13 protein-coding genes are annotated in these 15,425 nt (G+C 47.4%); 2 read left to right on the top strand and 11 right to left on the bottom strand.

Annotated elements, in window-relative coordinates:
- Positions 1 to 21: 21 nt before the first annotated feature.
- Positions 22 to 387 carry a hypothetical protein gene (locus tag AC0THY_RS18830; protein ID WP_489992116.1) on the bottom strand — a complete coding sequence of 122 codons (366 nt, stop codon included), beginning with the start codon at positions 385 to 387 and terminating at the stop codon, positions 22 to 24.
- A 74-nt stretch (positions 388 to 461) separates the two neighbouring features.
- Here AC0THY_RS18830 and AC0THY_RS18835 point away from each other — a divergent pair, with 74 nt between their 5' ends.
- Positions 462 to 839, top strand: coding sequence for a helix-turn-helix domain-containing protein (locus tag AC0THY_RS18835; protein WP_489992117.1), 378 nt, complete (start codon positions 462 to 464; stop codon positions 837 to 839).
- Between the two features lie 194 nt (positions 840 to 1,033).
- On the opposite strand, the gene AC0THY_RS18840 is transcribed toward AC0THY_RS18835, so the two are convergent.
- The 10 genes from AC0THY_RS18840 to AC0THY_RS18885 form a co-directional block, all read right to left on the bottom strand.
- The gene (locus AC0THY_RS18840; protein ID WP_489992118.1) at positions 1,034 to 1,510 is read right to left on the bottom strand and encodes an SAM-dependent methyltransferase; all 477 of its coding nucleotides are present in this window, start codon (positions 1,508 to 1,510) and stop codon (positions 1,034 to 1,036) included.
- Positions 1,511 to 1,626: 116 nt separating this feature from the next.
- The gene (locus AC0THY_RS18845) at positions 1,627 to 2,454 is read right to left on the bottom strand and encodes a MerR family transcriptional regulator (RefSeq protein WP_489992119.1); all 828 of its coding nucleotides are present in this window, start codon (positions 2,452 to 2,454) and stop codon (positions 1,627 to 1,629) included.
- A complete protein-coding gene (locus AC0THY_RS18850; protein ID WP_489992120.1) occupies positions 2,442 to 3,206 on the bottom strand; it encodes a hypothetical protein in 765 nt (254 codons plus the stop codon). The genes AC0THY_RS18845 and AC0THY_RS18850 overlap by 13 nt, the downstream gene beginning before the upstream one ends.
- A gap of 17 nt (positions 3,207 to 3,223) precedes the next feature.
- Positions 3,224 to 6,133 (bottom strand): protein kinase domain-containing protein, encoded by a 2,910-nt coding sequence (locus tag AC0THY_RS18855; protein ID WP_489992121.1) that lies wholly within the window; start codon positions 6,131 to 6,133, stop codon positions 3,224 to 3,226.
- A gap of 20 nt (positions 6,134 to 6,153) precedes the next feature.
- Complete coding sequence (locus AC0THY_RS18860) at positions 6,154 to 7,278, bottom strand: hypothetical protein (protein ID WP_489992122.1); 1,125 nt, start codon at positions 7,276 to 7,278, stop codon at positions 6,154 to 6,156.
- Between the two features lie 307 nt (positions 7,279 to 7,585).
- A complete protein-coding gene (locus AC0THY_RS18865) occupies positions 7,586 to 9,433 on the bottom strand; it encodes an amylosucrase (RefSeq protein ID WP_489992123.1) in 1,848 nt (615 codons plus the stop codon).
- A gap of 10 nt (positions 9,434 to 9,443) precedes the next feature.
- Positions 9,444 to 10,772, bottom strand: coding sequence for a glycoside hydrolase family 32 protein (locus AC0THY_RS18870; RefSeq protein WP_489992124.1), 1,329 nt, complete (start codon positions 10,770 to 10,772; stop codon positions 9,444 to 9,446).
- Between the two features lie 24 nt (positions 10,773 to 10,796).
- Positions 10,797 to 11,657 (bottom strand): carbohydrate ABC transporter permease, encoded by an 861-nt coding sequence (locus AC0THY_RS18875; protein ID WP_489992125.1) that lies wholly within the window; start codon positions 11,655 to 11,657, stop codon positions 10,797 to 10,799.
- Positions 11,657 to 12,529 (bottom strand): carbohydrate ABC transporter permease, encoded by an 873-nt coding sequence (locus tag AC0THY_RS18880; protein ID WP_489992126.1) that lies wholly within the window; start codon positions 12,527 to 12,529, stop codon positions 11,657 to 11,659. Before AC0THY_RS18880 ends, AC0THY_RS18875 begins: the two co-directional genes overlap by 1 nt.
- A 16-nt stretch (positions 12,530 to 12,545) precedes the next feature.
- Positions 12,546 to 13,922, bottom strand: coding sequence for an ABC transporter substrate-binding protein (locus AC0THY_RS18885; RefSeq protein ID WP_489992127.1), 1,377 nt, complete (start codon positions 13,920 to 13,922; stop codon positions 12,546 to 12,548).
- A 399-nt stretch (positions 13,923 to 14,321) separates the two neighbouring features.
- On the opposite strand from AC0THY_RS18885, the gene AC0THY_RS18890 reads away from it, so the two are divergent.
- Positions 14,322 to 15,371: a LacI family DNA-binding transcriptional regulator gene (locus tag AC0THY_RS18890; RefSeq protein WP_489992128.1), complete on the top strand. Its 1,050-nt coding sequence runs from the start codon at positions 14,322 to 14,324 to the stop codon at positions 15,369 to 15,371.
- Positions 15,372 to 15,425: the final 54 nt, after the last annotated feature.

The raw sequence follows: 15,425 nt of genomic DNA on the forward strand, positions 1-15,425 counted from the left end.
TATATTTATTACTTTTTTACGTTATATTTTTTTATTTCTCCATCCTTTTATCTGCTGTTTTGTCCCTAAACGCAGATATCCCTCCAAAATTTTTTTCCTCCTCACATCCTGCGCACCAGAAATTTCTATATATTCTCTCACCATCTCCTCATAGGACGGATCATCGATCAATTTCTCTCCCCTTGAAAACAATCTGTGGTAAACCAGATAAGCTCTTTCACTTCCCATATCCATAGCTCTTTTTATACAGTCTTTTCCAAACCTTTTGTTTTTTCCTCCCCTTTTATACAGCATTACACCCATTATTGCCAATACATCCATGTCTCCCAAAACCGCCTTTTTCCACAATTGTCTTCTCCTTCGTCTTTTCAATTCTTCACCCTCCATTGCATATTCTTTTGACGTTTAGACATCATATCTATAACGCCCTTTCACATCTATACTATTTGCAAAATTGAAATATGATAAATAATAGAGTAAAACTAATCACCAGACATATGGACAGCGAGGCGATCATGAACGAAATCAATCCAATTGAACGAATAAAGGAACTATGCCGGGAACGGAACTGGTCTTACTATCAGCTGGCGAAAGCCTCTGGAATCACCTACTCCACCCTGAGTACCATGCTGAATAAGGAGAATATGCCCACCTTTCCCACGCTGATAAAGCTTTGCCAGGGGTTTGGCATTTCTATAACGGACTTTTTTGAACCGGACCGCAACCTGTCGGGACTGACAGATGAGCAGGCAGAGTGTCTGTCTTTGTTCTCCCGTCTTTCTTCTGACGATAAAAAGTTGGCTGTCACTTATATGAAAGGCCTTCTCAAGATTCTGTAACACTATTTTATCCGCCCGGATTTAAAATTCTTCAACTTTTTTCTGCCCGTTTGCGACATCTTCTGCTTACGCCGAAGTACGCATCCCCTGGGGGGTTTTTGTAAGAGAAATTCATTTTGCCACAGCCCCATAAAACAAAAAAAGACCGCACAAGACATGATGTCCTGTGCGAGCTCCTATTTAATATGAAATACCTAAAAATTGAATTCATTTCCCCAATCAAACGAGCCAGAATCCTCTATACTTCCCGGCCAATGACTGCACCACTCAGGTACAATCGGATGTTCCACTCTGTCCATGCTGGGGGTGTATGGCTTAATATCCAGTAGAGGAGTATTGTCATTGGCGTCTATATATGGAATTTCTATAATACCTTCCCGGTGGTCAATGTGAATTACCTCCACAACCGTCAATGCAATTGGATTCGGCCTGATCGGAGACCGTGTGGCAAATATGCCCATTTTTTCAGGCGCTTTTTTATAAGGCTGTTCCGTATCCAAAACAGATCTGAATTGGGGGCTGTCAAAATCACTGAACCACCAAAAGATATTTATGTGGCCAAATCCCTCTAAAGCGGTTAAGGCAGGTATATATTCTCTGTCAACCTGAATATAAATTCCTCTTTCATTATTATAAATGGTTCCGATCGAATGCACTTCATAAGTTCTCATAGTTTTCCTCCATTTCATGCTGTGGGAATAAAAGGTATTCCCCAAGGTATCGTTTTATTTTGTCATACACATACGATAAACCTTGACACCATGTGAAGGTCAAGATGAAAGTGTTTTTAGTGCGGAGGGCTATTTTGTTGTATTGGAATTTGAATTTCTGTTAAAAATTCCTGTGAATTTTTTTCATTCCATGGTCCCCTGTGTACGATCTGCCGGTTTGGTCCCAACATTATATACTCACTATTGTTCTCCAGCCAATCTGCAAATGAGAGATAGGCACCGGCAATATTTGAGAAATCACCATACACCATCATACAGGCCATTTGCTTAACTGGGTCTATAAAATGAAATCTAAAATCCCCGGAATCATTTCCGGCTTTATTTACCGTTACACACAATTCAATATCAACATCGGATTCTCTGAAATCTTCATCATGATAAATGGAAAAGGTATTGCCTGAAATCTCAACTTTGTTCTGAACCACAAACGCTGATAATTCTTTCCATAAATCCCCTTCCGCATAATAGTCCGATACTATTCTTCTCAGAGACAAAACAAAATAGCGTGGAACTGATTTTATAGAGATGTTGTAATGTATCTCACTTTGCCCCCGTAGCAGCTCTTTTTTCGCTGTATCGATTTTTTTAAGCTTAGCCTGCAAATGTTGGATATCCGCCACAATTTCAAGATATTTTTTGTCCAGTTGATCTAATATGCTATTTCCATTATCCTGCTTGAGAGCAAATGCTATCTCTGCTCTATTAAATCCACTGTCACGCAAATATATAATTTTATTTAATACTGGTATCTGTTTTGCGGAATACATGCGATAGCCGGTCCACGAGTCTACGACAGCAGGTTTCAATAACCCAGTTTCATCATAATAACGCAACATGCGGGCAGATACCTGTGTTAGTTTTGAGAATTCGCCTATTTTAAACATTCTTCCATCTCACTCTCCATCTGAATCAACTCTTCATTTGCCTTTCCAACCCTGGACGCTGTTTTGCTGATCTCCTCCTCCATTTGCTTTTCATATGCCAGTACTCTATCCTCTATCTTCTCTCTGTCAGTCTCCCATATAGCCCCATCTGCTGTAAAAGATTTCATCTGGTTCACGATTTTATCCTGAAAATAGGCTGTCGGTTTCTCATCCCACTCTGCAAAAAGATAGTTCATGGAACAAAACTCACTGCCCCTGTTGGCTCTCTGCATAATGATATCCGATTCATAGATATCTTCCAGCTCCTCTCTGAAGGGAAAATCACTGTCTTCCGCATCCAGATAGAAAAGAAGTCTCTCCATACTGTCACAGTAAGAGGAAAGCAACAGCCCTCTGAACTCTTGGCACAGCTTGTAATCCTCTGTTGCAATTCCACAGGTCTTTAGACTGCTTTTTAACTCCTCATCTAATCCTTTTTTCTCATTTTGTTCTAAACTGCCCTGAAATCTTTCCGTAGTGTCCGAAAGAAGGCTTTTCGTCTTTTTTAGATTCTCAGGGCTGGAATCCTCCAGATAGGTTCCCACTGCTTCCAGCACCTGGTCAAACTCGTAACTGTCCTGGTCCTGCGGCAATATGATCTTCGCATAATCATCCACCACCATCCTGTATTCTTCTGCCACTTTTTCGCTCCCACACCCTGTAAAAAGAAGCATGACAGCTGTTATTATGAAAACTTTCATTCTCTCTTTCATATCTTTTTCTCCTCTCTCTACCATGAATAGTTTTCTAGACGCATCTCATTCTCTGCCTTCTCCAAACTGTTCTGAGCTCCGCTTCTCTGACTTTCCAAATCCTCCTCTGAGAAGGAGACCGACATATCTGTCACAAATCCGGAGAATGAGGGAGAATGCGCCAGCATATCCAGCACCCCCTCTTTGTGCTCTCTCTCAAGCGGAAGTATGATCTGCATAATTTCCAGATAGCATAAACGCGCGTATTGCTTTAAGTACGCCCGGTAAACATCAATCAATTTCTCTCTCTTATCTCTGCTGTAATAGATACTTCCTATGGCAAGCCCTTCTTCCAGATGGTCCATACCTGCCTCTATTACAGTGCTCAGCTGATCGGGCCGCTGAAAAAATGCCCTCATCAAGCCAGTGGGGATGGTGTTTCTGGAACAATTTAAATCCATCAGGCAATCTTCCTCCCCCGCAATGGAAACTGTGAGATTGGCCAGTTCCCTGCGCTTAACCTCAAGCGTTCTCTCAAAGGCATTCACTGATTTTTCCTCACCATCCAGTACCTTTCCCCACTCCGCCTCTTCAAGTAAAACTTCCTGATTGTAAAGCTCCGCATCCAGGACATAAATCTCCCAGGAGAGCCGTTCCATGGCATTGTCCACCGCGGCGATCTCCTCTCTTGTGGCTGGAAACGGCCTGCTTTTGCTCCACAACATCATAGCGCTAATTCCCAGAACTACAAAAAGGAGCGCCCCAGCCACCCCGTATTTGATTTTTAATTTTCGCCCATAAGAACGGATCTTTTTCCTGTTGATTCGATCACGGCTTACCAGACAGCCTGAGAAATTTTCATGAACCAGCCGCCAATTTCCCTGCTCACTTTCCACCAGCAGATTCATCCGGTCTCTCAGATGCCCGGCCACTGCATAATCAAACCATTCCTTTTCGTCCCGGATCCCCTGCAGCATTTCCCTGGATTTTCCCAAATACTTTGGAAAGGCCATTGCAAATGATTTTTTTCGCAAATTTTTAAACTGTTTCTCTGTGACCCTGCACAGCTCTTCCAGCATCAGTACAGACTTTTTTTGCCGTTCCATCTCCCCCGCAATAGCGGGAAGTACATGCTGCAGCGTATAGGAGACGCCAAGCTGTTCCCCTCGGTTCCCCGAAAAAGTCCGCACCTCATGGCGCTGCAGTCCATCCAGATAGCTTTCCACCAGATCCTCAGCACTGCCACAGCCATAAAACTCTGTCTTAAGCCCCGGCTCCCGGTTTTCCATGGTCCTGATATGCAGGGTAAGCATCATGGGGTTGGTGAGGAGGCTGATAAATTTATTATCTGCCGGAATCTCTAAGCTATGGGATTTTAGGAGTTCTTTTACGACAGTTTCCGGCATAGGGAGAAGACCAGCCGTCTGAAATCTCCTCAAGCCGTATGCTTTTACCTCATCCGTCCGGTCTGTGACCAGAATGCTGGTAACCGGACAGACGCCCAGTTGTTCGATCTCGCGCAAAAGCCCGCTGCGGCTGTTTCCCGCCTCGTTCAAGCCATCCAGGAGCAGAATGAGAGTTTGGCTATCCGCCTCCTGGCCCCCCAATAGGCGGCCTAACTGATGCATGGCCCCCTCCATATCCCCTATCTCTTTTCCAAAAGAGAGCTGCCTTAACAGGCTCTTTTTGATATAGAAGGTATCCTCCCCCTCTGCCTCCTGATAACCGGACAGGGAGAGATAGCAGACCACAGGCGCCGATGGGCGGTAAACCTTTACATTTTCTTTCCAGATCCGTAGCAGAAGGCTGGTCTTTCCCATTCCCCCGCTGCCTGTCAGAAGATAATTCTGCCTCCTGCTGAGTTTGGAAAAAAATGCTTCCGTCCCCTCCTTAAAGCCGGGGTTTTCTTCTATCTGCCTCTCGAACCATTCCTCCTCCCCCCTTTTCATCTGTCTCCACTTCCTGCGGCTGCTTTCCCAGAGAGCGCTGAATGTAATTCCTTTTCCATCTATTCTCTGTTCCAGTTCCAGAAGGTCACTGCGCAGTTCCTCCACAGACTGATATCGGATTCTTGCAACCACCTGAAGCCCTCTGTACAAAATCTGAGCCGCTTTCCAGACAGCGGACGGCGGTGCATCTTTCATACTTTCAAGCCGTCCCAAAACGCTCTTTTGCGGCTGATTCCCAAATACAATCCCATCGGTTGGCTTCTCCCCAGTCACCATCTGATAAAACACCGCACACAGGGCATACAGATCGGAGGCAGGACCCACCTCAGCTTCCTCTAATAGGCGCACTTCAGGAGAAGTGTATCCCAGCTTTACACTGTAATAGAGCTTCTCTTTCCCGGTTCTGTGAACAGGCCACACGCTGTTGTAGTCAATGAGAAGGATTCTTTGGGGAAGAATGAGAATATTGTCCGGACTTATATCTAGATGGAGGATACCATTCTTATGAAACTGCTCCAGACTGTCCAGAATCTGCATCAGACAGGTGCTTATATCTCTGAGACTGCTGCCCCACTGCCTGTCCTTCAAGGTCTGTTCCAGAGTTCTCCCTCCATGCAGCGAAAGCACAGAATAACAGGTTCCATATGCCTCATAGGAATTTATATTTCCCGCAATCTGATCCGGAGCTTTTTTAAGCAACTCCAGATTCGCCTTGTTTCCCATCCAAAAGCTCTGTCTGTGCTGTTCAAAAAACTCCTCATGGCCGGGAGCACACTTTAAGCATCCGTCCTCTGTGCGGTACACCCATCCCTGGCTGCTATAGGGAAACAACTCTTTAATAATGACCTGATGGTAAGCCCCCTGAATCAGTCCATCTTCATAGGAAGCCCGGTAAACCACCGCATTGTTTCCGCCCCCCTCCAAGTCTCCAATCTGATATCTGGTTCCCCCCAGGAGCAGAATCGTTCCCGGACTGAGCAGATTCCTTCTCCGATCCACACTTTCACCTCCTCCTGCACCTACTCTGTACAGTCTCCCTCTGAAAACAGTACCTTCACCACTTCATTCATCCGCTCCCCCATGTTCTCGTCCTCCTGCGCCTTCATGGCGTAGAGAACCAAGTAGTCAAAAGGACAGCAGGGATCCAGTTTGCTCATACCGCACCGGTCCAGCAGCAGGTTCATCTTTACAAATCTGGATTCCAGTCTCAGGTCCGCCGCCTCCTGCACACTTTGTCCCAATGCTCCCATAAATTCCTCCTCATCTCCATGGTCGAAGTCCTCTGTCACCAACTGCAGCAATATCAAGGTCTTGCGGCTTATGTCTTCGCCTCGTTTTTTCATCCGGATAATGCTGCGCTGATTGGGCCAGTACTTCTTGACAACTCTCTGAAGCAAGGTGAATTCCTCGGTCTTTCTGGAATTTGGCACTTTCATACGCAGATAGTTTTCTAAAACTTTATCCACATTATATTTCCCCTCATCTTCCTCCACCCCTGTCTCCGGATTTTGCAGTTTTTTCAATAAATCCACATAGATTCCATGCGCTGTGTTATGTAATTCCCCAAACCTGGTCCGGTTCCTCAGAAAAAATTCTATTAGCTCTTCTACGCTGCAGACTTCCTGAAACTCCTGACGGATCACGGTGGTAAAAGTTTCGGTGTGAATCTGTTCGTCTCCTGGCACATCCTCCAGCATGTTTTTTACTCTCCGGTAAAGGGCAGCCGCTTCCTGATAGCCCATCCCCTTTCTCAGCCCAAAGGCATAGACCAGTTCCTTGGGGTTTCGGTAATGGATGCCATTCTCCGCGCCCATCCCCAGTATTCTGTCTGCATCCTCCTCCTTTGCTCCCAGCGCAAAACAGATCTGGAATAAAATCTCCCTATTTTTTGGTACATGTACATCCTCCAGCCAGTTGCGTACCTTCCGGGTTACGTTTTCCCGCTTGTCCCCCGATGCCTCTGTCAGGACATCCGTGATCTGTCCTAAAATCTCTTTCCCCGGACAGATCCTTCTCAATGTTTCGCTGAAACTGCGCACCAGGGCCTCTTCCTTTAAAAATTGAACAATCTGCCCGGGAGCCTTGTTCTGTCCTGTCATAAAATTTAGATTTCTCTTTGACATCTCTGTTAATTCAATTCTCATCCCATCCGTCCTCTGTGTTTATTATAAAAGTCCCGGACAGCCGCCATGTCTGTTTAGTCAAAACCTTCTTTGCAGCCGCCAAATATCAGTGGAAGCACGACTGCCTGGTTCGTTGTTCACCAGAATAAAACTCCTGGCAGAATCTGACCAGGAGCTTTATTCTGGCGAGCATATAGCAAGCCATTGCTGAATCCCCACATGATACACTCAACCCTCTGCGCTTCCTGATTGTACGTTGTTTCAATCCACACTCGGTTATCAAGTTTAATTTAACATGTTTTAGAAAATTCAACAACCTTATTTATTTTTAAACTGCTGGGGAGGACAGGGTTGCCCAGAGAAAGCTGCTCCCCTGCAGAGGCACATCCTTCAAAGTCATCTCCTCACCTGTGAGCAGGTTTCTGTAAGTTCCATCCTCTTGCATCCACGCTGTTTTTGGCTGGTCACTGAAGTTGAAAAGTCCCAAGAACCGTTCTCCATCAGCCTCCCTTAAAATGCCCAGTACACTGTCATCCTTCACATCATAGGTGTAGACATCCGCATCTGGTGCAAACACCTTCTCCTCTTTGCGTATTTGCTCCAGCTTTTGCAGGGCCTTAAAAATCCTGCCCTCCACGGTTCTCTCATCCTCCCGCAGGCCTGCCAGCTCCCATCGGAATTTTCCCCTGTGCAGATACCTGGAATCCCCGCTTCTCTCCGGGTCCTCCTTATAGCTGTAGTCATTCACCTGCCCGATCTCGTCCCCACTGTAGAGCATGGGGATACCGGTCTGTGTCAGCATAAAGGCGTGCAGGGTGAGATCCATGCGTATGGCCGTCTCCAGCTTTTCCGGATTTTGCTCAAAGCCTGCGCTCTCGATCCCGCACATGGAGGCAGTGGTCCCGCAGAACCGCGCGTCCCGGGTCACGGGGTCATCGTTATAAAGCTCTCCCCTGCTTTCGCTCCCTGGGATCTTCCCCGTGAAATAATCATTTAAGAACTTCTTATGGCTGGTCTCCTTCATTCCCCACCACTTTAGGGTTTCAAAGTCCAGCCCCCATCCGATATCATCATGGCAGCGCAGATAATTGAGGAAGGTGTACTGCTTTGGGAGCTGGTTGACAATGTCAAGCTGATGCCGTAAAAGCCGGATGTCCCTGGTGGCCGCGCTGTTCCAGGTGGTAGCCATGGTGGTCACATTGTAGAGCATATGGCATTCCGGCTTTTCCACGGTTCCAAAGTAGGGTACCACCTTCTCCGGCTCCATCACCACTTCCCCCAGCAGAATCACACCTGGACACACGATCTCTCCGATGATGCGCATCATTCGCACAATGGTGTGAACCTGGGGAAGGTTCCGGCACTGTGTACCCAGCTCCTTCCAGATATAGGGGACTGCATCTATCCGGACAATGTCGATTCCCCGGTTGGCCAAATAGAGGAAGTGGTACATCATCTCATTAAATACCCGGGGATTTTGATAATTTAAGTCCCACTGATAAGGGTAAAAGGTGGTCAGTACATGACAATTCAGCTCCGGCAGGTAGGTGAAGTTGCCTGGAGCCGTAGTAGGGAAGACCTGGGGTACTGTCTTCTCATACTCTCTGGGTATGTCATAATTGTCATAGAAGAAATAGCGGCTCATATACTCACCCTCTCCGCCTCTGGCTCTTTGGGCCCACTCGTGATCCTCGGAGGTGTGGTTCATGACAAAATCCATACAGACATTGATCCCCTTGCTATGGCAGGCATCCGTAAGCTGTGAAAGATCCTCCATGGTCCCCAGATCTGGGCGCACCTTTCGGAAATCCGCCACCGCATATCCGCCGTCGGAGCGGCTCTTTGGCGTATCCAAAAAGGGCATCAGATGGATGCAGTTTACATTTGCGGATTTCAGATAGGACAGCTTTTCCTGAACGCCTTTTAGATTCCCGGCAAAGTTGTCTATGTAGAGCATCATCCCAAGCATTTCATTGCTCTTAAACCACTGGGGATCTCTCACCCTCCTCTCATCCCGGTTGTGCAGCTTCTGGCTGCGCTCTCTGTAGTATTCGTACATCTGGGAGCAGAGTTCCGCAAACATATCCCCGTTCCCGTACAGCTCCATGTACAGCCATTTCAGTTCATCATGGTGTTTATCCATTCTAGTCTGAAAAATATCTGCCTTCCTGCTCATTCTTTCCTCCTTAATTCTCAAGTCCCGTCAGTATTTGGTCCACGTGACCAAAGATTTTGTTGTCCAGCCCATATACCACATGGCTGACTGCATACACCCCGCTATTTACAAAGATTTCAATCAAATGGGGGGTCACAAAGATGTCCAGGCCGTATACTCCGTTCAGTGGCGGAGTCTGTGCCTGTGTGTGGTAGCCATCCAAGCCCCTGTACACCCGGCTGCGGTCCGTACGTATACAGTCCTCCTCCACCCAGATCCGATAACCGCCGATATCCAGCTCCCTGTCTTTTGTAAGCGCTGCTTTCAGACGAAACGGTTTTTCCCAGTCCAGTTCCTCTGTCCCCTTTACCTTCCGGCTCATATATCGGTCTGTCTCAGGGTGAACGCGAAAACAGATATGCTCCTCCTGAACCTCAACCACTCTTGGAAGGCACATCATCCCATTCCAGGGCGTCTCCCCTTTGCCTTCCACTGTCCTTGGCATTCTCATCCAGGCAACCATCACACGCCTGCCATCTCTGTCCAGATTTGTCTGTGGGGCGTAAAGATCCATTCCATAGTCCACCGGCTGCTGTAGGGATGAGAGGTGAAGTTCACAGCTCTCCTCCCTAAAATCTGCCAGACAGCAGAAGGGTTGGTCAGTGTATTTCAGGCCATCGCTTTTGGCTCCTATGGGCGATCCGATAAACACATACCCTTGATCTGTCAAAAAGAGGTCCGGACACTCCAGTATCTGTCCAAATGCCTCATTTTGACACTGGCCGGCGTACTCCCATTTCAGCCCATCCCTGCTCTTATAAAACAGCGCCCGTCCAAACTCCCCCCGGCGAGTGCTGCCCAGGAGCATATAATAGGCAGCTTTACTCTTCCATACCTTTGGATCTCTGGTGTGCACAGGATCTCCCAGCTCCTCATCCCTGCACACAGGGATGAGCTGGCTCTTGCGGTTCCAGTTGTCAAAGTGTAAGCCATCGCCGGAAACCACCAGGGCCTGGCTGGTCTCAAAGCCCTCCTCCCCTGCCAGGTGAATGTTATCTTCCCTCTCCTTAAGATACCTGACGGCAGAGTAATAAAGGCGAAGCTCCCCATCCTTTTCCAGGGCACTCCCAGAGAATACTCCGTTTCTGTCATAGTCCTTTGTGGGAAACAGAGCAATGCCCAGATGCTCCCAATGTACCAGATCCTCACTGACTGCATGCCCCCAGTGCATGGTTCCCCATACCGGTGCATAGGGAAAATACTGGTAGAAGAGATGATATCTCCCCTGATAGTAAATGAAACCATTGGGGTCGTTGATCCAGTTTCCCGGAGCTTTCAAGTGCAATACATCCATTGTCATACGAACATATCCTCTCTAAATCTGTTATTTTACTGCGCCTGCCACCACTCCGCTGATGATCTGTCTTTGCAGTATAATGTACAGAACCATGATGGGCGCAACGCACAGCAGAAGTCCAGCCATGATTGTTCCGTAATCTGCGGAGTAGGTTCCATAGAAGCTGTATGTGGACAGGGGCAGCGTCAGCAGCTTTTTGTCAGACAGTACCAGGGAGGGAAGCAAAAAGTCGTTCCAGAAAGCCAGCGCATTTAAAATTACCATTGTGGAGATAATCGGTTTCAAAAGCGGAAACACGATCTTAAAAAAGGTCTGTGAGCGTGTACATCCGTCTATATAGGCTGCCTCCTCAAGCGCAATGGGTACACTTCCCCTGATAAACCCATGGAACATAAACACGGACATTGCCATGGAAAAGCCTGTGTGCATAAAGATTAGCGTAAGCCTGTGGTTTAACAGATTCAGGGTTCCCCCATAGATGCTCACCAGAGGAATCATGATTGCCTGGAAGGGAATGATCATGGAAGCCACCATCAGCACAAAGGTCATCTTTGATATGGAGTTGTTGTGGCGCACGATGTAGTACGCCAGCATGGCTGCCAGCAGAGTCACCAGCAGGGTTGCTGATACAGTCACAAACACGGAATTTTTGAAGGCATTTAGAAAGTCCATCTGTGTGAATGCCTTGACAAAGTTGTCAAAGGACAGCCCTTTAATGGTAAACAGCCAGGAGAAGGGGCTCTTGATGATATCCCTCTTCTGCTTCAGGGAGTTGATCACTACCATGAGGAAGGGGAACATGTAGGCTGCAAAGATGAGCACCATACCCGCTGTAGTCAGAATATTTACTATTTTTTTCTTGCTTTTTCCCATCGTAGTCTGCTTCATTACGCCTCAACCTCCTTTTTCTTGGTCAGGTATACCTGAATACCGCTGATACACGCAACAATGAGGAACAAAATCAATGCCTCCGCCTGGCCCACGCCAAACTGCCTGGAGGTAAAGGCCTTCTCATATACATGCATGGCCGCCATCTGAGTTGTCCCGTAGGGTGCTCCCGCTGTCAGTGACAGGTTCACGTCGTATACCATAAATGCCCTGGACAGGGTCAGAAACAGGCAAATGGTCACAGAAGACATCATAAGGGGCATCACAATGCTCTTCATTTTTCTCCATCCGGTAGCGCCGTCAATGCTGGCCGCCTCCATGACATCCTCACTCAGCCCCATAAATCCTGCCACATAGATCAGGATCATATATCCGGAGAGCTGCCACACAGACACCACCACCAGGGCGATGAAGGCCTTTGTGGGGTCTGAGAGCCAGGAAACCCCGAACAGGGTCCATCCGGTAGCCTCACCGATGTTCACAAATACTCTGGAGAATACGAACTGCCAGATATATCCCAATACAATACCTCCAATCAGGTTGGGGGTAAAGAACCCGGCCCGAAAGAAGTTCTGCCCCTTGATTCCCCTTGTCAGGAGATAGGCCAGGAAAAATGCCACAATATTAACCAGCAGGACCACCAGAATTACATACTTAAAGGTCAGCAGCAGAGAACTCCAGAACTGTCCGTCCCTTAAAACTCCCAGAAAGTTCTCAATCCCTATGAAATTTTTCGTACTGGCCACTCCGTTCCAGTCTGTCATGGTCAGATAAACTCCGTAGAGAAATGGCACCATCACCACTGCAAAAAAGCAGAACATGCCGGGTAAAGCAAACATACAGAAATCTTTTCCACTATTTTTTCTTTTCATCCTTTTCCCTTCTTTCCTATTTCTGTTCTTCCCAGTATCCCTGGATAGACTGTATCAGTTCTGTTCGGTCGCTGCGTTCTGCCAGGTACTTCTGCATGGCTGCACCCAATACGGACCAGTGGTCATTGGGTACGATGGCGGACGCGTTGAAGGCCTCCCCTGACTGCACTCTCTCGTAAATGTCTCTGCTGAGGGGATCTGCCGGTTCGTAGGGATTGTTGGTAAAGGGTGGTATCAAATTGCAGGTCTTTACCAGCATTTGCTGGCCGATATCTGAAAAAACGATCCAATTTAGAAACTCCTTTGCCGCCTTCTGCTCCTTTTCCGTGGCAATCTGGCCGTCCACCATTACCTGTTTGGAGGGAGAAGCCTGGATCTTGCTGTTGGCAAAATCATCCGGATCATTGTTCATAAAGTATGGAAGAAAGCCGTACTCCTCATCCTCCTCTGCGCCTGCCTCCGCCAGGTTGGGCCATGCCCAGTTTCCATTGAACCAGAAAGCAGTCTTGCCATCCGCCAAATCAATTGCCATCTCATCGTAGTCCGCGCCCAGGGGATCTCCCTTTGCCACGTTGTATTCTCTCAGCACGTCAAACATATCTAAAAACTGCTGTACACGGTCATAGGATTCCAAATCCAATGCGTTGTCCTTTATCTTTTCAATAACCTCCTGTGCGCCCTCTGAGGTACCATTAAAAGTCTCATATATGTACTGCAGATGGTGCGCCCCCAAAGACCAGTCTTCCTTTGCCATGGATACCGGTTTCTCCAGTCCGGCTTCCCTCAGTTCCTTCAGAAGCCCCTTAAAGTCCTCAAGCGTAGTGATGGACTTGGGGGCAAAGTCCTTTCCAAGCGTCTCTTCAATCACGGCTTTGCGGTAGATGATTCCCCTCCCTTCAATACACAGCGGAAAGCTGTATATTTTTCCGTTTACCTCTGTTAAATAGCCCTCCGCCTCAGAGGTCCACGCCTCACCGCTTAAGTCTGCGGCCTTTTCCTCAGCCAGGGCAATGACATCGGTGGTATCCAGGATCGCCATTGTGGGAGGCGTCCCGGAATTGTACATACTGACTACCTTAGTGTAGGGGGAATCTCCGTCTGTCACGGGCATAACCTCAATGTGTACGCCTGACCTTTCCTCAAAGACGCCTGCCATCTTTTCCAAAGCCACCTGAATCTCCGCTTTCGAGTTTAAGAGCGTAACCTTTGTGCCCTCCAGCTGCGGGTCGTATTCAAAGGTATCCAATGAGGTGTCTATGGGTACTTCTTTTGTCTCCTCATTTGGGTCATCCGGATCACTCGCAAATCCGAAGCGGCATCCGGTCAGCATAGTGACTGCCATCACCGCGGCCAGCCCCAGTGCAGCGGCTCTTCTTGCAACATGTTTTCTCATTCCATCAATCCTCCTAATCCTGGGAATTCTATCCCCTATTTTCTGTCCGTCCACTGCTGCATAACCGGTAAAGTAACCGGTTACTTTTGTAGTTTTATTTTAACACAGGAGTGCCCCCACGTCAATTCCGAACAAAATTTTCAGTAATATTAGCTGAAATACCTATGTCCTGTTTGTTCACCTCTTACAAAACCGGTTACTTAACCGATTACTTATTGCCCTCGTCCTTGTTTTTTGTTATACTGTAACTGTTCAGTACCGCCTTCGGCGATGGGATTTTTGCACTCCCGAATCATTTTCTTACGGTCAGCGCAGTAAATGCGCAGACCTGTTGAATAGTTACGTTATAATAATGAATATCAGTGACCATCGACTTTTGACAGAAAGCAGTGTGATATAATGGCTAAAAAAAATGTAACCTTTGACGATATTGCAAAATACACGCATTTTTCCAAGACCACCATCTCCCGGTATTTCAACAATCCGGACTCGCTGACGCTGGAGAACCAGCAGATCATCTCAGATGCTTTGGTCGAGCTAAATTATAAGGAAAATAAAGTAGCGCGCATCCTTGCGAACGGAAAGACAGAATTTATCGGAATCATAATTCCCAACCTTTATCTGGGGTACTACTCCGCAGTGCTGGATCAGATCCTGTCCACCTATGAGACCTTTGGCTATAAATTTCTGGTCTTCATCGGAAACGGGAATGAGGAAAGGGAGAGGAAATACATTCAGGAACTGATGTCCTATAAGATTGAGGGGATGATTATCCTGAGCCACACCATCCCCTCCCGAGAGCTCTTTGACCTTCAGATACCCATAGTAACCATCGAGCGGGAAGACCGATTCGTGTGCAGTGTCAACACAGACAACTACATGGGCGCCATACAGGCCACCAGTCTGCTGGCCAGGCACGGCTGCGAAGTGCTCATCCACATAAACACCCCCACTGCCGAGGACATGCCAGCCTATGGGCGCATCCGGGGATTTGAGGATTTCTGCAGGGAAAACCATCTAAGACACGAAATCATCATTCAGGCCCTGGGCAACACCCACGCATCCAGCCAAAGCCATCTAAAGTCTATATTTGAAAACCTGGAGCAGCGCTATGAGGGCTGTAAAAAGGGCATTTTCGTCTCCAGTGATACATATGCCAATGTGCTTCTCAATCTGATTGTGCGAAAACACGGCAAACTTCCGGAGGATTACCGAATCATCGGCTTTGACAATTCTCCAATTTCCAGCGAAGCCATCCTGCCCATCAGTACCATTGGGCAGCAGATCGATAAACTGGCCTACGAGGCAGTGAAGCTTTTAGTGGAGCAGATGAACGAGCGCAAGAAAAGAAAACCCGTGCTTTTAAAAGAGCCGATCCACCGTACTGTGACCCCGATCTTAATACGCCGGGAGACTACAGAGGGAATAACAGAGTCAAATCCCCAATAAAATTTGTGCAAATCTACCAAAAATGTCAAAAACGACCTGGTCATTTCCGGAAAT

The sequence above is a fragment of the Ruminococcus sp. 8Y-12 genome (genome assembly GCF_058119865.1).